Origin of the sequence: Rhizobium sp. NZLR11 (assembly GCF_019685115.1) — a bacterium.
In the GTDB taxonomy this organism is placed as follows: domain Bacteria; phylum Pseudomonadota; class Alphaproteobacteria; order Rhizobiales; family Rhizobiaceae; genus Rhizobium.
In genome coordinates, this window is sequence record NZ_JABDWD010000044.1 from 1 (window position 1) to 17778 (window position 17778).

The following is a 17778-nucleotide window of genomic DNA, read 5'->3' on the forward strand; positions in this document are numbered from 1 at the left end:
ATGCTTGCGTTGGAACTTTTCTTTATTTTCCGGGTTGCGAATACATGGATGTGCTTGCTACGTCGCACGTCCGTGTTTGTCCAACTAGAGCCCCGCGCGAATGCGGGGCTTTTTTCGACGGCGGACCGCCTTGGCTGCGGCTGCTATCTACGCTTCTCGAAAAAAATGATCATATTGGGAACTCTAATCGCAAAGGGGAGTTTGAGGCTTGGATGCGCTAGGCCCGCTCCCAAGCAACTCGGCGCAGGGCTAATGGCCATGGCTCTCAATCGCCACCTGAGCTTGGATTTCGGCCGTCTCCTTGGTTTCGTCCCGGAGCGCATGGCAATGGAACCTTCCCATCGCGCCAGCCTCAGTAGCCGCCGACGATCGGCAGGATTTCACCAGTGATGTAGCTCGACATCTGGGGTGACGCGAGAAACACGTAGGCCGGAGCAATTTCCTCGGGCTGGGCTGCCCTCTTCATCGGCGTCTGGCTGCCGAACTTCGCGACGTCCTCGGCCTGCTTGTCAGAAGGATTGAGAGGCGTCCAGACCGGTCCTGGCGCGACGGCATTGACGCGGATGCCCTTCGGCACGAGCTGGCTGGACAACGCCTTGGTGAAGGCATGAATGCCGCCTTTCGTCATTGAATAGTCGAGCAGCTCCTTGGAGCCTTCCAAGCCCGTGACCGACCCGGTGTTGATGATCACCGAGCCGTTCGTCAAATGCGGGATCGCAGCTTTCGCCATGTAGAAATAGCCATAGAGGTTGGTCTTCAACGTCTCGTCGAAATGTTCTTCGGTCAGGTCTTCGATTTCGGCGGAGTGAACCTGAAAGGCGGCATTGTTGACGAGGATGTCGAGCCGGGAGAAGTGCCTGACTGTCTTTGCGACGGCATTCCGGCAGAACTTCGCATCCTTGACATCACCTTTTATAACAAGGCACTTGCGGCCTTCCTTCTCGACGGCCGCCTTGGTATCCGCGGCATCTCGATCCTCGTCGAGATGAACGATCGCGACGTCGGCGCCTTCTCGTGCGAACAGGATCGCCACCGAACGGCCGATGCCCGAATCTCCGCCCGTTATGATGGCGACCTTGTCCTTCAGCTTTTCCGAGCCCTTGTAGAAAGGCGCGTCGTACATGGGCGCGAGCGGAAGGTCCGCTTCGGAGCCGGGCTTGGCCTGGTGAACCTCAGGAAAAGGCGGTTCGGGATAGCGGCGCGCGCCTGCCTGCATAGCGCCGGACGGCTTCGGCTTCGACTTCGCCTTCTCGTCGGCATTGTCGACCTGTTGCTGGATCTCGCGCTGCTTTGCGGCGGTGGCTTTCGATGACATCTTGATCTCCTCTCGATTTTGAGAGGACAACGCCAAAGGTCTCAAAAGGTCCCAGCAGAAGTCAGCAAAAAGCCCCGCAGCTATGCGAGGCTTTCCGATAACTGAGTTCGAAGCGACTTAAAGACGGTTCAGGCGATACCGGTCGCGTTCCGCGGCAATCTGCGCCTCCGTATACGGGTCGGCCGTTTCGTCGAAACGCGTCCAGCCCTGCTCGGCGTAGCTCGCCCGCCGTGCTGCGACGTCGACACGCGGCGACCTGTTGAGGATTGCTTCAGCCGAAGCAACCCGGCTTTCGTCGACCCGAGCGGTTACGACCGAACCACCACGTCGGATGCCTTCAGCATAGAAGTTGGCGTCTTCTTCCGGTACGCCGGATTCCACCATGGCACCGACGATGCCACCGACTGCGCCGCCGGCAACCGCGCCTGCGACTGCACCGGCCGCCGTGGCAACAAGCCAGCCTGCCGCCACGACCGGGCCGACGCCTGGGATCGCCAACATGCCAAGACCAGTCAGAAGGCCGCCAGCCCCACCGGCCAGGGCACCGACACCAGCGCCAGTCCCGGCACCTTCAGCGGCACGGGTTCCCTGCCCTTCGACGTCAACGCTGTTTGCCTTGTTGGTGACGATGCTGATGTCATCCGAGGACACGCCAGCATCTTCCAGCGCGTTCACGGCTGCCTTCGCGTCGTCGTAGCTATCGTAAAGTCCTGTGATCGTTCTCATTGAGATTTCCTCCGTTGTTTTTACTTGCCGAGCGTTACGTTGCCTTGGAAGTCCAGGGAGACATTCGCCGGCTTGCCGTCCTTCGACGCCGTCGCGCGCCAGATGCCCTGATCGTCGAGCTTCAGTCCGGCCACGTCCACGTAGCCGGCCTCTTCGATGCGGGACTTCGCCTGCGCTTCCGTGAAGCTGTTCTTGCCCGCGACCGGGGCAGCGGGATTGGGCTCGGTTTTGACCGCCGGGGTCGTCTGCGACGTCGTCGGCTTTTCACTCTGGGCGAATGCGCCGGAGGCAGCGAGAAGCAGGCCGGCAGAGAGGATGACGATTTTCTTCATTGGTGTTTTCTCCAGTTGAGTGGAATGGAAACACGCCGAAAAGCCAGAGGTTCCAGGGATATATTTGCAATGGTTTGCCCTTGGAAACGGCAGTCGGAGCGCTATCGCGAGACGCGACCTTCACAAGTCGCCACACGGATGGACGGTTACGATCAAGCGCATCGAGCCGGTAAGGTGGCGGCTCCCTCGGCCCTAGTGGACCGCGGGCGGATCATGGGTCTCGAACTGGCTGGACCACGTGCGCGGCGGTCTTGGCCTCGTCGCGCGCAAGCTCGCCGGCGTTGACGCAGATTGCTTCCCCCATGCTTTTCGAGAACTGCGCGAACTTCCGATTGCGTTCGACCATCGCTTCTGTCGAGAGCCCTCGCCATGTCGAGGAAGATTGCCTTTTCGACAGCTTCAAGAGGCTTCTGGATCTTCGCGGTCGAGAGAGCCAATATTTTGTCGACGCTTTCTTGAAACCGAAAAATCGCGATAACAGATCATTCCGGAGGGCTGCACGCGAATGCCGCACGGCCGATAGGTTTCTGGAGATCGAACAATGGCCCCAAACGAAAGAGAGTTTACGCACGACCCGCTGGACGACGTGATATCCGCGACCCACATCCTCCATGATCACCTCGCGCATCCTGAAGACATACTCAGATGCGACTTGCTCGACGCGCGCGAGAAGCGGTCCATCCTCGCCTCCTGGGCGTCCGACCGATACGCCGTCGAGTCCATTCCGCAGCTTGGCCATCCGCCGCAACTTCCCGCAGTCCGCTATCGGAATATCGTCGACGCCCTGAAGAAGCTCGACCGGAGGCCGACGCCATGACTGCGTCGAAGACCGAGTTGGCTACACATCCCGAGGGACGGAACCTTGTCGACGCGCGATCCAGCTCTCCGAGGCAGTCCAGGGTGATGGCGACGAATTATTGGCGAACGCCCGTTCCAATGGGTTGAAAGGCATCATCGCCAAGCATCGCGACAGTCCCACTCGCAACGAACTTCTTCCTTGGAATCGGTGTTAAAGAGCAATCCCACCCGTGGTCGCACTTGGCTAACTGCCCGTGATAGAAACGCCGAGCGGACTTCAGAGCGTCTTTAGAAGGCGAAGCAGGGCGACCATCTCCATCGGAGTCCTCCTCTTGAAGGCGATGTAAGTTGGCACCTCCTCCCCGTGAAATCGCCGCTTGAAAGCCGCTTGGCCCCGAAGATTAAAGATATGCGTATTGACCCTGTCAGAGCGGAACGCTCGTTCGAAAAGCGCCCGCCAGAAGCGGCTCTCTGAAAATCCGCTTTCAGCAATGGCGGCAAGTGGCGACAAGCCTAGCGTCACGCGTGCGTGACCCTCCTCTCGAAAGCGGTCTGCGGCGAACTTGGTGAGACCGACCTCCGCATGAGGCGTTGTCCCCGCCAGCTTGCGTTTGAACGCCGCTGTGTAGCCCTTTACGACACCACCTTCAAAGATTGGATCGAAATCGAGGAGGGCAATGGGAGCGCCCTTCGGGTCCAATATGACGAAGCGGCGCATATGAGGCGACAGTTCCGGGAAGAAGGGTCGGTTCAGGAAGCGCATTTCCCGCCGGCTGACTATCCGTCCTGCACGCCAGTTGTCCGAGACCGCTTTGATCTGATCCGCCTGCGTTCTGGTCCCGTCGCATTCGATGATCGCATAACCCTGTTTGATCAACCAGCGCTCCGAATAACGGACCGTTTCATTCTTCTTTCCAGCAAAACTATGGGTATCAAACGAAAGGTGGGTATCGACACCCATATGGTTCACCCGGTATCCGAGCTCCGCCAGGACGGTTGCCGTTTCCCTGCCGATCTGCACAAAACATGGGTTCGCAGCGGCGGAAACGAAGTCTCTGATATATCGCTCACGATCCTGTTTGCACGCAACGGGGTCGCCAAGAACGAAGGTATGCCCCATCTTCGTGGCATACGCGAGATAGCCCTGCTCGTCCCCGAAATGCTTGAGATCACGCTGGACGGCAGTAGAGTAGGCGACCGCGAAATCTCCGTGCTTGCGGCACAGTTCCAGCCTCTTATCAGCAGAAACACTGGTGTTCGGGATGGCTGTCAGGCGACGATCCATAATCTCGTCGAAGAGTCGTCGGATGTTCGGCACGTCTATCCCCGGCAGGTTGAGCAACTACATGCTCATATTTTCGATTCGTTATCTAACGGAAAGCGAATATTAGCCCGCTCTTTTGTATAGCCTTCGGGTAGGTGTTGCCAGGACACCCGACTTTGCCCATGGTCGCCACATGGAATCATTGTCGCAGATCGAGCGGGCAGTCATCGTCGGTGCGGGCCTGGCAGGTCTTGCGGTGGCGTATCACCTGAAGCAGCGGGGGGTTAACGCGTTGCTATTGGATCGCGGCGAAGCCTTGGGAAGTTCTTGGCGTGCTCGCCACCCTCAACTCACATTGAACACACATCGCAGCGTCTCGCATTTGCCTGGATTGAAATTTCCTCCGATGACGCCCGCCTTCCCCAAGCGGGATGACGTGGTACGTCATCTTGACGATTTTGCCCGCCATCACGCGTTTAGAATAAACTACGGCGCGGATGTCACTTCGATACGGCAGTCTGATGGAAATTTCGAAATCAGTGTGAGCGGAGACATTATCAAGGCGGCGAACGTTATCGTTGCCACTGGGAGAGATAGAGAGCCTGTCGAGCCAGCCATTCAAGGCAGTGAGACTTTCAGTGGGATACGCTTGCACGCCGCAGCTTTTGGCGATGCAAAACAATATCGTGGCAAGCGCGTCCTCGTAGTCGGAGGCGGAAACTCGGGGTTCGACGTCGTCAATCACCTTTGCCGCGTTCCAACCGCCCAGATATGGCTGTCGGTGCGCTCAGGTTCGGCCATCCTTCCCAAGCGGCTCAAGGGAATTGCAGTTCATCGGCTCTCGCCGTTGATGGACCTGCTGCCTTCTTCGGCTTCCGATCTCGCTATCAAGATCACGGAGCGGCTCGCATTCGGCGACATACGGAAGCTCGGTCTGCCAGAGCCTGCCGTTGGTGCGGCGACAAGGCTCCGTCGTGAGCACGTTGCCATTCCCGTTGATGACGGAGCGATCCAATCGTTAAAGGATGGTCGGACGGAAATTGTCGGCGAGGTCGTGCGCATTGCCGGCGGAAAGGTGCTATTCGCCGATGGCGGAATGGCCGAGCCAGACTACTTGATTACAGCAACCGGATACTCATCGGGCCTAAAGAAGATGTTGTCGGACCTCGATGTTCTCGATGAACGAGGAAATCCTCTAATCGGCAAGAACGGTGCTGACAGTGGAATAGCCGGATTCTGGTTTGCGGGAATGACCCCAGGGCTGGTGAGCTACTTCTATAGTGCGAGCAGAGAGGCGAAGGCACTGGCCCGAGCTATCACGAAGCGATAATGCGGCACTATGGAGGAAATGCCACAAGGACATGAGTCCTTCATTGTCAACGCAACCGTATTACCCGTTGTGTCTCGCCAACGGTGTCTTCATAGATTGGGGCCGCATTGTGGGTAATCCAAGAGACAGAACTAGATTGCCCTGGATGGCATCCAGGCATTTTTACTGCCGCGCTCATCACAAGCATGAGAGGGGCGAAATCTTCGCTTCTATGCCAATCCATTATACCGACCGTCTGCAGGGATAGCCGCCCTTGTTCTCCTAAGAAGCGATGTCTGACATGGATCGACAGGAGGATGCCTTGGTCCGGCTGCTGATCTGACAGCAGAATATCCTCTGTCCGAAAGGAACCAGACGGCTTCAGTCGCGCATTCTCGTCCTCGATCCGCGTCAGCCGCTTCATCCCCGGCGGCAGCATGTCACCAGTCATGCCACTGAACAGCAGAACTACGTCTTCGCCCAACCGAGGAACTCCGGGCCGTGGCGAAAGCGGGCTTCGGTCTGCTTTCAGAGGGATATCTCGGTCTTCGAGATTTCCTTGAAAAACTCGACGAGCGCCATCAGGGCGCCGACGATAAATCGGTGGGAAGCAAGCTCTACGGCGAGCTCTACGATTTCCTGCACGAAAACGCGGAGCCGCCGGGGTTCGGGACCCTCGTCAACTTCGTTCGCGACCATGCCTTTAGCGTCCATCCGCTGGGTCCGGAGAACAACTTCCTCGGCCATGGTGGGGTTCGCAAGTTCCACAGCGTGCGTAGTGCCTTCACCACGTACGGAATCCATCCTGCCACAATGCGCAAGCTTCTAAACGCCGCAGGTCTGCTCAATGGTGACGCGACGTCGGTTCGTGACATCAAGGTCTCGATCGAGGTTGAAACGATGGAAGGCGTCATCGCGAACTGGAAGGACAGCGTGCCGATGGCATTCGTTCGCGAACGTCTCGATGCCTCTCCTCAGGTCGTCCGACAGCTCGTCAATGCGGGCATCATTTCCGCGGCGACCGAGAAGTCGGATCACGACTTGAAAAATCTGTTCTCGCGCGCAGAGATCGAAGGTCTGGTTGCGCGCCTCGACAGTTTGGCGACAACGGGTGACGCACCGGGAATGGTGCCTCTGAAAAACTGCGTTCCGTTCATGTCGTTCGTCAACCAGCTTCATGGAATTCTGGAGGGAAAGATTCCTTTCAGCATTTCGAAGCCTGACGGCAAGTCGACAACGCTCGAGCATCTCCTCGTGGACGTCGATGCCGTCAAGGCAGTCGCCGGTGTCGGCACTCCTGCGGGTTACGTAGCCACGAATTTCTTGACGACGCGCCTGGTGGCCTTGGCGGACACCGTTATTCGCCTTGCGAGCGCTGGCGTGTTCGAGACCATCCAGTACCGAAGCGGCAACGGCCTCACGGTAACCGCGTACTCGGAGGAGTCCGTCAGGGCGTTCCTGAAGGACCACATCACCTTCCGGAAGCTGGCCCGCGGAAAAGAGCACTACGCGAAAACCGAGAAGCGCGTCTCCGGCGTCACGCCTGTCTATGATTTCGGCGGGTTCGAGCGAATCTATCGCAAAGCTGACATTTTTCGCCAGTGATGCCGCAAGGACTCGCCGCATCAGGCCGCGGCCGTCGCCTCCTCCAAGTTTGCTTTCGCCGCTTCAATTTCGTCCAACTGCCATTTGAGGAGGCAGAACAATTTATCATGAGTCGGCGGAACGCCGACGGCGTCCAGCGCCCATTTCCGTTCCATGAATTTGAAGAAAATCTCATCCTCGCGGCGCTGCAGCTCAGTGGCATCAAGCTTCTCAAACATTCAAAGGTCCTTTCCGTTGTGAAGCTTATGGTCGTTCGCAAAATGAAGCGGCGTCAACTCGTTATTTTGCCGCCGAGCTAGCCGCCACTCGGACACTCCACCACCTGAGCATCATATCGAAATCTCCCACAAACCCGCCTCGGCGGGTTTTTTTACGGCCATGTGGCAGCTCGCCTGTGGTCTGACATTTTTAACGGGACAAGAAGCAGCTCTTTTGCGATGGGGCCGAAAAATAATCCTTCCGATTCAATGCCCGCCGATGGCAAAAATGACATTTGTGGCGAGCCCATTCAGCAGGCTTGCCGCATTCGTTGATCTAATCGACCGCGCGCTCATCAGCACGCCGCCGGCAGTAAAAAGCGAGGCCTGCACCTATGCCGTGGTATAGCTCGCCCTGTCCCTCGGCCCCACTCGCCCTTATTCCTCGACCCAATCGATCGCAAACACGCCTCCATGTAGCGTCGTCGGTGCCGTGTCTAAGGCGGCGGTCAGAAGGAGACGAACATGAACCTTGAGACAAAGATGAGCCTGGAAAACACCGCACACTCTGGCAGACCTCGGCCCGACGAGTTGGTTCCGTCGCGCTACGCGGTGCGGATCGGCGAGATTGAGGTGCTGGTGGTCAGCGATGGAGTGTTACCGCTGCCAACTGCGATGCTGGGACACAACGCCGATCCGGCCGCCCGAGCGGCCTGGCTGAAAGACATGTTCCTGCCGCCGGACGCTTTCGACTGGGCGCTGAACGTGGTCGTGGTGCGCAGCGGCGACCAGACCATCCTCCTCGACGCCGGGCTGGGGGTCGACCCGGACTTGCACTTGCCGCGGGCCGGGCAGCTGATCAAGCGACTGGAGGCCGCCGGCATCGATCTCGCGTCGGTGACCGACGTGGTGCTGACCCACATGCACATGGACCACATTGGCGGGCTACTCGTCGACGGGGTGAAGGACCAGCTGCGCCCCGACCTGCGGATCCACGTGGCGGCGGCCGAGGTCAAGTTCTGGGAGGCGCCCGATTTCTCCCGGGTCTCCATGCCGGCGGGGTTCCCGGACGCGCTTCGGGCGGCCGCAAAGCGGTTCGCGAAAGAGTACCGCAGCCATTTGCGGCTGTTCGATGAGGAGTACGAGGTGGCGCCGGGCGTGGTCGTTCATCGCACCGGCGGCCACACCCCCGGGCACAGCGTGGTCCGCCTGGCGTCCGGCAGCGAACGGCTGATGTTTGCCGGCGACGCCGTGTTCGCGGTCGGGTTTGAACACCCCGACTGGTACAACGGCTTCGAACACGACCCCGAGGAGGCGGCTCGCGTTCGGGTCCGTCTTTTGCGGGAACTGGCGGAGACCGGCGAGCAACTGGTGGCCACTCACCTGCCGTTCCCGTCCGTTGGCAGGGTGGCGGTCGACGGCGACGCCTTTCGTTGGGTGCCGGCCTTCTGGGACTACTGACCGGAATCGGGTTAGGCCCGCACTAAAGCGCGTCGCATCCGATTTGATTCGTGTGACGCGCGTTAGTCTGTTGTTTTTATGCATGTCGATATCCCCGGAACCGCTGCACCGTTCCGGAATAACGACATGCATTAATTAGACTGGATGTCGCGGTCGCGAAGAACGACGACAAAATCTCGGCTCAATCCCTCTGGATCTGTGGAAGTTCTTTATTGCAGCAATGTCCGTATTGCTTCGCCGATGGCGTCACGTTCGATCGGTTTGACCATATATCCTGCGGCTCCTGCCTTGAAGCAGCGCGCTTCCAACTTCGGCTCATCGCCGCCTGTTATGATGATAGAAGGGATGTCTCGTCCTTCGGACCGCATCCTTCCTACAATGTCGATTCCGTTGAGGCCGGGCATATACATGTCGATTAGAGCGCAAGCAAACTTCGTATTTGGAAGTTCAGCAAGGAACGCTTCGCCGGACCCGAACTCGATCGGAGAATAGGCAAGCGAAGCTATCATTCGCCGCAGCGCGCGACGAACAACCTCATCGTCATCCACAATCGCGACCTTGGGTCCCGGCGTATCCATGACACCATATTACAGAAAGAATGCGGGCAGTGAATTGGCCTTGTGTCCAATGTTTGCGTTAATGATGGAGGGTTGCTCCAAGGCGCACGAGATCGGCAACATTACGGACGCCCATTTTCTCCATCATACGGCCGCGATGAACCTTGACGGTTTTTTCGACGGTGCCAAGTTCAGCCGCGATCTGCTTGTTCAGCCGGCCAGCAACAACCCACACAAACACCTCCCGCTCGCGCCGTGTCAGTGTGGCGAAGCGGTGCTCAGCAATCCTTCGTTCTTGTCCGATCTGTCGTGCGGCCGCATCCCTTTCGATCGCTTGCGAGACAGCCGATAGCAGGCAGTTTGGTTCGACGGGCTTGGTCAGAAAGTCGACGGCCCCCGCTTTCATCGCGCGAACACTCGCGGGAATGTTGCCATTGCCTGTCAAAAAGATAATCGGCCGCTCTACGTGGTCTATCACCAGACTGTCCTGGAGCCCGAAGCCATCCAATCCCGGCAAGCCAAGATCGACAATCGCGCAACCAGGTTTGTCGGGGTCATGTTTTGCGAGAAAGTCCTCTGCGCACAGGTGCGTTTCGACGTTATGGCCAGCTATAGTGAGAAGTCGTTTCAGTGCTCTCAGTATTCCGACGTCGTCGTCCACGATATGAATGGTCGCAGATGAATTGCTCATCATATCCCCCTATGCAGCCGGTAAAGTGAGTATCACACGAGCGCCTTGCCGAACGCTATCGTCAAAGCGCAGGTTTCCTCCGTGAGCCTGTACGATCGACTTGCAGATCGCCAAGCCGAGGCCGAGGCTCGCCTTCTTCGTGCTGACGAACGGCTTAAACAAATCCGCGACCCGTTCCGGGGCGATGCCGACGCCCAGATCGGTTACAGTAAGCTCAAGTGTTCCATTCTCGCGTTTTCTTGTCTCGATTGCAATTATGCGTTTAGCCGGCGGCAGATGCCGCATTGCATCTGCAGCATTCAGCACCAAATTGAGAATGACTTGCTGCAATTGCGGCAGATTTCCCTGGATACGGACATCCGGCAGATCGAGCGCCAGATCGACTTGGGTCTGCCGTGCCAGAAGCTCACTGCGTAAAAGGGCAAGCGTCGTGGTCGCCGCGTGATTGAGATCCATCGACGCGAGGCTGGTCTCGCCTCGGATCATCAGGCGGCGCAACTGAATAATCACGGTCGAGGCACGCCTGTTGTCGAGAACGATGTCGCCGAGGATCTCCCGCAGTTCGCCACTGTCCAAGGGATCACTATCGAGAAGTCTTCGCCCTGACTCTGCATTAGCAAGAATGGACGTCAAAGGTTGGTTCAGTTCGTGCGCAAGCGCGCCGGACAGTTCCCCGAGCTGGGCCGTTCGCGAGATGTAGGCTAGTTCAAGGCGTTCGAGGTTAAGCTCCGCCTGAAGCCGGACCTTGCGTCGGCGCTCGAAGAACAGCGCCACAATCGTAGCGGTTTGTAGAACAATGACAGCGAGAATGGCTAATATCTGGGGGCGGTATCGTTCCCAGACGGACGGCTGAAAGTTCACGATTTCAGCATTCCGCGGAATGCGCTCCGGGTCGATACCGAAATGACGGACCTGCAGCCAGTCCACCAGCGGGCCATCCCCGACGAAGCTCGTCTGCGATGCATTGAGATCGCCTTTAAGCACCCTTGCCGCAAGTGAGCCCATCTGCTCCCCGACCGCCTGGAAAGTCCCCACGTAGCCAGCCGTGGCCCCGGCGCCGAAATATGAACTGTAGACCGAATAGACCGGCACCCGAGCGACGGCAGCAATCTTCCCCGCAGCATCGCGTGGAATGAATTTTCTGCCGTCGGCGTCCTCAAAAATCGTCAGGACGAGAAAGATCGTCTGGTCCGCTGCATTGCGCGCAGCATCCATGAAACCTTCGATCGGCAAGTTCGAAAGATAAGTCACTGGAACACCCGAATAGGCGTCGCGCAGGGTAGCACGCGCAGAGACTTGCCAACTTTTGTCGAAGGCCGACGAGCCGGTGACGACGACGATCTGCTTTGTATCGGGCTGCAACGTGAGGGCAAGGCCGATCGTCTTGCCCACATCAAAGTGGCTGACGACGCCTTTCACATCGGCGGGTAAATTATTGTTGCGGATCGAATTGTCAGTCACGGCTCCAAACACGATCGGCGCGCCGCCTCCGATTGCGGTGCGATGATCAAGCGCGAATTTCAACGCTCCCGGTCCAATCGTCAGGATGACATCGAACGTCATTCCCTGGTATTTCGAAGTCAAATAATCCGTAAGGCGGGCGACGTTGGCGGGGGAAGGGAAACGTACGGTGTCGAGGTACTCGCTGTAGATTTCCATATCGGCCGGCATGGCCTTTGACATGCTTGCACGAAGGCCCTGCGCCACCTCAACAGCGGCTGTCAGAGTGCTTTCGTTTTCGTAGATGAGCAGGACTCGGCTGACGGGATGCGGGCCGACTTGCGCGACCGCCTGTTTCGCGACGAATGCAGTAAGCGAAACAGCAAGGAAAAGGGCGCAGGCCAGACCTATCGCCTGATATTTCACGCTCTTTGCACGATTCGAACCCACCGCTTGCGACCACCTGAAACTTGTCGCATCCGCGATGCAACGTGGAGTCAATATTCAAGCGTACTAAAATAGGGAGGTTCCCACGGGCGGGCAACCTCTCGCGCGCCGGAATTGAGCGGTGGTGCAGTTTGCAATCTTGTCATCTGGACGATCCGACCTAGACGTCAGTTTTGCGATTGCGGTGCGGTCTTTGCTGACGTCTTGCGGCCGGATGTCTCTTCCTCCAGGAGGCTGTAGGCGATGTAGTATTTGAAGATGTTGCCGACATACTGCACCGTTTCCCGGCCAACGATCGCAGCAGCACCATTCTCGACGTTTCCGAACCATACATCCGAGCTGAGGCCGAGCTCGGCGGCCTTCTTGCGAAATTTCCTGAGGTTGCCCGGTCCGGCATTATAGGCCGCAAACGCCATGAGCTGGCGATCGCGCGGCGAGATGCCCGGATCGTCGATGTAGACGTCGATAAGGTGGCGCAGATATTTCGCGCCCGCTTCGACGTTCCGATCCTCGCTCTTGGCAATGCCTGTGATGCCGACCTCCTTTCCGGCGGCGGTTGCCGGAAGCAGTTGCATAACCCCGACAGCGCCGCGCGGGCTACGTCGCTTCTGGTCGAGCTGCGATTCCTGATAGCCCTGTGCCATCAGCATGAGGTAGTCGAACGAGTATTCCCCAGCATGGACCCGGAATATGTCGACGAGCGTCTTGAAGCGCGCGACATCCTCGGGGGAATAGGCCTGCTTGAGGATCTTGTCGCTCTTGAAATACTTGTTGCGCAGCATGTTGCCGAATGTTGTGCCGACCTCGTGCTCGCCAGCAAACTTGTCGAGCACTGCCTTCAGTTGCGGGCTGTCCTTGCGGATCGCCCAAGCGATATGACCGTCGGTCGAGATCGCGATATCCGAACGCACCTTGAGATCGGTGAACACCTTCGTCCAAATGTCGGCCTTGTATTGGTCGACGATCGTCCAGGGCAGTAGTCCTGCATTGACCATCTCCATGAGGTCCTCGTCCTCGAGGTTTTCGTCGATGACCTTCATTTGGACTTCGGGCCGGCCCTCCGCCTTCATGCGCTCGTTCAGAGCAAGAAGATGCTCGTCGTAGCTGCTGGTCTCCCGGACGGAGATCTCCTTGCCGGATAAGTCGTCGAGACTTGCGATTGCTGGGGCTGACGGTCCCGTAACTAAAACTTCGCTTGCGTGCTCGTAGATCGGTGCACTGAAATCGACCTGCTCCAGTCGCTTGGGCGTGATCGTCATGTTCGCCATGATGATATCGCCCAGCCCTTCGTTGAGAGCAGGGATCAGCCGGTCGCGCGGCGTCGGAATGAAGGCGATCCGCATGCGCTCGATCTCTTTCTTCTTTCCCTCGTTTAGTGCTGTCTCGAGCGCGGTACCAAACTCGACGGCCGTTCCGAACTGGCGGCCTTTGTCGAGGAAATAAATCGTCTTGCTGTAGGGAACGAGAATACGGATCAGCCGCAGCTTCGTCATCGCGTCGAGATCGCCGGTATGCGGCTTCGGGAGGATTGCAGCCATCGTCAATGCGGCGCTTTCGGCGGCGAAGACTAACGGATGAACGCCGAGAAGGATCGAGGCAACCAAGATAAGCACTCGGGAGATGTGGCGCATGGATCGAACCTTGGTTAGCGTTGATCAGGGCAGCAGCGCGGGGCCGACGCCCCCGATCAGTCCGGTAGACGTCGGCCGCTTTCCAGTCATCGTTGAGATCGATCGGAACGACAGGCTGGATGTTGACCATGGCTCTCTCGCCCTCGTCGGGGCCATAGCCGGAGTCGTAGTTATCAGCGACGCGATCGGATTGGATAGTTTTTTTGGCGAGGTACTCCAACGTCAGAATCTCACGGTCATCCCGATGATCGGTCCATGCTGGATGACGTCGTAGGAAAACCCATCGCTGCTGTAGTCCACGCCCTGCGCGCGATAGCCGGCCACGGCGGAAACGGTGTCATTGAACTTGTAGCCAAGGCCCGCGAGAACGTCCCAGTCGAGGTCCGCCCCACCCGCACCGATCATTCCCCAGCCGGTCGCGTAGATCTTGTCGGTGAAGGAGTAGCTACCCTTGATGCCGACGATGGCGTCGACCCAGTTTGCGGAATCGGTCTTCGACAGGCTGCCGATCAGCCCGCCGCTCAGGCCGACACGCGTTTCGACGTGCCAGAAGCGAGCACCCGCGAGAACGTCCAGCCGCGCATTCTGATCCTCGTAGACCGTGTAGGCACCACCCAGCATTGCGGTGAACGTCTCCGATTTCAGCCTGACTTCGTCTGCGACGACGCCGCGCGGCGAAGCCGAACTGGTCGTCACGCGGACGTAGCTGAGATCGGTGAAAATGCTGTACCGGTCATATCTGGCATCGCCCGCCGCCATGAACGCAAAGTCGAGGTCCGACAGGATGTCGCCGAAGTCCTGGTGGATATCGACGGTGGGAAGCCCGAAGACTTGCGTCTCGCCGTCCAGTCCCGCCGCCCAGAAGTAGGGCGAAAACGAAAACGTCCATTGGCCGGGATCTCGGGGAACGGGCTGCGGCGCCGTTACGGGCAGCAGATCCGCGGCATAAGCCCCCGGAGTGAAAACAGACGCTGCCAGCATCCCAAGGAAATGTTTGATCGAACGATGCATGGGCTTCCTTTCGCCTTCCGCTGCCTGTTGATCCGACATCTGAACTGTGATTGGTGGCGCTCTGTGCCGCCAATGAGTTTCATGCGACCTCGGCGCAGACGAACTCGCTGAACCGTCCGACCGGATAAGCTGCCGAAAAGGCCGATCGCACATTGCCGACAGATAGATCCGGTCCATCGACCACCAGGACGCCGGTCTGTTCTGAGTGCAGAAATGTAAGCTGCCCGTTGGTCAGGGCTGCAGCGCCCTCCTGGGAGACAATGACGATGCAGTCTCTCATCCCATCCACGTCAGGTTCGACACGGGGGGCCGGCGGATCGGCCCGAACGTCGAAACCGCTAGGCGTTGGAAGGAAGTAGCCCCACGTCCTGCTTTCGATCATCAGGACGAAGAAGTTTGGAAGAGCCGCCAGCTTTGAACTCGAAAGAACCTGTTCAAGCCGCTGCTGCAGGGTCGTCAAAAGCACGACCGCCGCGTGACGGGACTGACCCATGTCGACTTCGCCGATGGGAGGCTCCGGCAGGAGATCCTCGTCGATCGCCTGCCGGGTTGCTACAGCCACCGCAAGTGCAAGTGGATGCTCGACGGAGAACTCGATGGTCAGCGAGCATACGGTGCACATGCCTTAGCCCCCCGTCACGCTGTGACGATGTTGAACCAGAATTCGAAGTTGTCGAGCAGGCCGACGAATTCTGCCAGCTTCTTCGGATCGCCAGTTAGCTTGGCCTTGCCCTCCACAACCTGCTTTTCCATCGTCGAAGTACCGAGCATCACGTCGTTCAACGCCTCGCGGGTGGTGACGATCGACACATCGGCGTCCGAAAGCGTCTTGTCCTTGGAATAGTGGATGGCGGCGTTGGCAACGCCGACCGCATATTTCTGGTTCGTGTCGGTCAGTTCCATGTTGATGTTGATGGTCTTGCCGGCAGCGCGGTCGCCGTTCAGCCGCACTCCGAGGAAGTCGAAGAACATCTCGATCGGCATGGCCTTGATCGTATCCGGGCTTGCCGTGTTCGGCGTCGGCAGTTCTGTAACGCCTTGGCGAAGCTCGCGTGCCCCCGTCAGATAGAAGTTGCGCCACGGGCCGGATTCGGCCTGATAGCCGAGCTGCTCGTAGGTATCGGCGAGGAGCTGTTTTGCGGCGATGTTGTTGGCATCGGCAAAGACGACGTGATTGACCACTTCGGCAACCCAACGATAGTCGCCCTGGTCGAAGGATTCCTTCGCTTGCCGCAGCACATTGTCAGCACCGCCCATGAAGTTGACATAGCGGGCGCCGGCATCGGTCGGCGGCAATTGGTGAAGCGTGGCCGGAACGCCGTCGAAGAAGCCGAGGCGAAGGTTATATTGCGCCACAGCGTCATGATAGACCGTGCCGTAATAGCTTCTGCAGGCCCACGTGGTCGCCAGCTCCTGCGGCAGGCGAATGACTTCGCCGATCTCCTTCGGGGTCATGCCGCTGTTTGCCATGCGCATCACCTGGTCATGGATGAAGCGGAACAAGTCGCGCTGCTTTTCGATATGAGCCACAACCTTGTCATTGCCCCAGGTCGGCCAGTGATGCGAGGTGAAAAGCACTTCCGTCTCGCCGCCGAACATGTCTAGCGCCTGCTGCAGATATTTCGACCAGAGGAGCCCGTCGCGAACCTTTGCGCCGCGCAGCGTGTAGAGATTGTGCAGCGTATGGCAGGCGTCTTCCGCGGCGCAGAATGCCTTGTAGCGGGGAATGTAGAACATGAATTCCGACGGCGCCTCGGAATTCGGCGCCATCAGCACCTGCAGCTCAACGCCATCGATGTTGATCTTCTGCCCCGTTTCCGTCGCCCAATCGGTCGGCAATGCCAGTCCGATTTCGCCTGAAGAGGTGGATTTGCCAAGGCCGCCATCGACCTGGCCGGTCGCACCGCGCGGCAGTAGGTTGCCGTACATATAACTTGCGCGCCGGCTCATGGCGTTGCCGGCAATGATGTTTTCGCCGACGGCCGCTTCGGTGAAATCCTCCGGCGCCAGGATTTTGACCTTGCCGGCATCGATATCGGCCTGGTTCACCAGCCCACGCACACCACCATAATGGTCCACATGGCTATGCGTGTAGATGACCGCGACAATCGGCTTGTCGCCAAGCTTCGGGATGACCAGTTGTTTCCAGACGGCCGAGGCCGTTTCCGAACTGACGAGCGGGTCGATAACGATATAGCCGGTATCGGTGCGGATGATGCTCATCACCGAAAGGTCATAACCCCGCGCCTGATAGACGCCGTCAACGACTTCGAACAGGCCGTGAATCATGTTGAGCTTGGCCATGCGCCAGAGGCTCGGATTGACCGTATCGGGCGCATCGTCCTGATCGGATGTGCCGAGGAACGAATAGGTGCTGAGGTCCCAGACGGGAACGCCTTCGGCATTGTTGATGATCGCCGGGTCCGGCAGTGCCGCCAAAAGCCCGCGATGGGCGTCCTTGAAATCCTCCACATCATCGAATGGAAGGCCGTTGCGATAAAGCGCGTTATATTCGGTCGTCGCCTTGGTGGCCGGTTTTGCGGCGCTTCCGCTCGGCGAAACAGGTGGGGCATCCTGCGCGGATGCTGCTGACGAGCGCCCGACGAGACCCACCGTCAGGCCCGTCGTCGCCATCCCTTTTAGAAAATCAGCTCTGCTAATTCCGAAGTTATCCTGTTGTGCCATTTGCTCATCTCCGCCGGCGCGATGCCGATTGCTAAGGTCACACTTCGTAATCGCGGGATTGTTGCTTCTGTAGCTCTCCCGTCGGCGGCATCTTCGGTGTATGGGTTGATGAAGTATAGTTGGACCATGGGCCAACAAATGTGGATTGATCGGCGTGCTTTTTTGAGCCGACATGCGCCTAGCAGGCTGCTGAAAAACCCACTGGCTTTTGGGCTGGACACATGATTCCATCTTGCAAGTGATTTCGAGGGAATTTGGATGCGCGGCGGGGATGATCGGACGGGGTCGCTGTTTTCGTATGTCGACCTT

At 58.4% G+C, this 17778-nt stretch carries 18 protein-coding genes and 1 pseudogene; 4 read left to right on the forward strand and 15 right to left on the reverse strand.

Features of this window, described 5'->3' with window-relative positions:
- Nucleotides 1–352: 352 nt before the first annotated feature.
- The 4 genes from HJB83_RS33485 to HJB83_RS34500 form a co-directional block, all read right to left on the reverse strand.
- Nucleotides 353–1315, reverse strand: coding sequence for an SDR family oxidoreductase (locus HJB83_RS33485; RefSeq protein WP_221132277.1), 963 nt, complete (start codon nt 1313–1315; stop codon nt 353–355).
- Nucleotides 1316–1432: 117 nt separating this feature from the next.
- Nucleotides 1433–2041 carry a general stress protein gene (locus tag HJB83_RS33490; RefSeq protein ID WP_221132278.1) on the reverse strand — a complete coding sequence of 203 codons (609 nt, stop codon included), beginning with the start codon at nt 2039–2041 and terminating at the stop codon, nt 1433–1435.
- A 20-nt stretch (nt 2042–2061) separates the two neighbouring features.
- Nucleotides 2062–2373 carry a PepSY domain-containing protein gene (locus HJB83_RS33495; RefSeq protein WP_221132279.1) on the reverse strand — a complete coding sequence of 104 codons (312 nt, stop codon included), beginning with the start codon at nt 2371–2373 and terminating at the stop codon, nt 2062–2064.
- 211 nt (nt 2374–2584) lie between these two features.
- Nucleotides 2585–2719: a hypothetical protein gene (locus HJB83_RS34500; RefSeq protein ID WP_259671486.1), complete on the reverse strand. Its 135-nt coding sequence runs from the start codon at nt 2717–2719 to the stop codon at nt 2585–2587.
- Between the two features lie 195 nt (nt 2720–2914).
- Here HJB83_RS34500 and HJB83_RS33500 point away from each other — a divergent pair, with 195 nt between their 5' ends.
- A complete protein-coding gene (locus HJB83_RS33500) occupies nt 2915–3190 on the forward strand; it encodes a hypothetical protein (protein WP_221117975.1) in 276 nt (91 codons plus the stop codon).
- A gap of 258 nt (nt 3191–3448) precedes the next feature.
- Here HJB83_RS33500 and HJB83_RS33505 read toward each other — a convergent pair whose 3' ends face one another.
- Nucleotides 3449–4489: a phosphatidylglycerol lysyltransferase domain-containing protein gene (locus HJB83_RS33505; protein ID WP_221117978.1), complete on the reverse strand. Its 1041-nt coding sequence runs from the start codon at nt 4487–4489 to the stop codon at nt 3449–3451.
- Between the two features lie 139 nt (nt 4490–4628).
- Here HJB83_RS33505 and HJB83_RS33510 point away from each other — a divergent pair, with 139 nt between their 5' ends.
- Nucleotides 4629–5765, forward strand: coding sequence for an NAD(P)/FAD-dependent oxidoreductase (locus tag HJB83_RS33510; protein ID WP_221117973.1), 1137 nt, complete (start codon nt 4629–4631; stop codon nt 5763–5765).
- 46 nt (nt 5766–5811) lie between these two features.
- Here HJB83_RS33510 and HJB83_RS34510 read toward each other — a convergent pair whose 3' ends face one another.
- On the reverse strand, nt 5812–6228 hold the full coding sequence (locus HJB83_RS34510; protein ID WP_259671487.1) for a hypothetical protein: 417 nt from the start codon (nt 6226–6228) through the stop codon (nt 5812–5814).
- 17 nt (nt 6229–6245) lie between these two features.
- Between HJB83_RS34510 and HJB83_RS33520 the strand changes: the two genes are divergently transcribed.
- A complete protein-coding gene (locus HJB83_RS33520; RefSeq protein WP_221132280.1) occupies nt 6246–7349 on the forward strand; it encodes a hypothetical protein in 1104 nt (367 codons plus the stop codon).
- 20 nt (nt 7350–7369) lie between these two features.
- On the opposite strand, the gene HJB83_RS33525 is transcribed toward HJB83_RS33520, so the two are convergent.
- Nucleotides 7370–7567, reverse strand: coding sequence for a hypothetical protein (locus HJB83_RS33525; protein WP_221117248.1), 198 nt, complete (start codon nt 7565–7567; stop codon nt 7370–7372).
- 504 nt (nt 7568–8071) lie between these two features.
- On the opposite strand from HJB83_RS33525, the gene HJB83_RS33530 reads away from it, so the two are divergent.
- Nucleotides 8072–9007 (forward strand): MBL fold metallo-hydrolase, encoded by a 936-nt coding sequence (locus HJB83_RS33530; protein WP_207584141.1) that lies wholly within the window; start codon nt 8072–8074, stop codon nt 9005–9007.
- 209 nt (nt 9008–9216) lie between these two features.
- Here the strand turns inward: HJB83_RS33530 and HJB83_RS33535 are convergent, their stop codons facing one another.
- The 8 genes and pseudogenes from HJB83_RS33535 to HJB83_RS33565 form a co-directional block, all read right to left on the reverse strand.
- A complete protein-coding gene (locus HJB83_RS33535; RefSeq protein WP_207584140.1) occupies nt 9217–9585 on the reverse strand; it encodes a response regulator transcription factor in 369 nt (122 codons plus the stop codon).
- Nucleotides 9586–9643: 58 nt separating this feature from the next.
- Nucleotides 9644–10255 (reverse strand): response regulator transcription factor, encoded by a 612-nt coding sequence (locus HJB83_RS33540; RefSeq protein ID WP_221132281.1) that lies wholly within the window; start codon nt 10253–10255, stop codon nt 9644–9646.
- Nucleotides 10256–10264: 9 nt separating this feature from the next.
- A complete protein-coding gene (locus tag HJB83_RS33545) occupies nt 10265–12145 on the reverse strand; it encodes an ABC transporter substrate binding protein (RefSeq protein ID WP_221132282.1) in 1881 nt (626 codons plus the stop codon).
- A gap of 164 nt (nt 12146–12309) precedes the next feature.
- Nucleotides 12310–13773 (reverse strand): lytic transglycosylase F, encoded by a 1464-nt coding sequence (locus HJB83_RS33550; RefSeq protein WP_221117249.1) that lies wholly within the window; start codon nt 13771–13773, stop codon nt 12310–12312.
- Between the two features lie 82 nt (nt 13774–13855).
- Nucleotides 13856–13977, reverse strand: a pseudogene (locus tag HJB83_RS34515) (transporter); the annotation flags it as partial.
- 18 nt (nt 13978–13995) lie between these two features.
- Nucleotides 13996–14754: a hypothetical protein gene (locus HJB83_RS33555; RefSeq protein ID WP_246762759.1), complete on the reverse strand. Its 759-nt coding sequence runs from the start codon at nt 14752–14754 to the stop codon at nt 13996–13998.
- Nucleotides 14755–14863: 109 nt separating this feature from the next.
- A complete protein-coding gene (locus tag HJB83_RS33560; RefSeq protein ID WP_221132283.1) occupies nt 14864–15406 on the reverse strand; it encodes a hypothetical protein in 543 nt (180 codons plus the stop codon).
- 14 nt (nt 15407–15420) lie between these two features.
- Nucleotides 15421–17469 (reverse strand): alkyl/aryl-sulfatase, encoded by a 2049-nt coding sequence (locus HJB83_RS33565; RefSeq protein WP_259671488.1) that lies wholly within the window; start codon nt 17467–17469, stop codon nt 15421–15423.
- Nucleotides 17470–17778 lie beyond the last annotated feature (309 nt).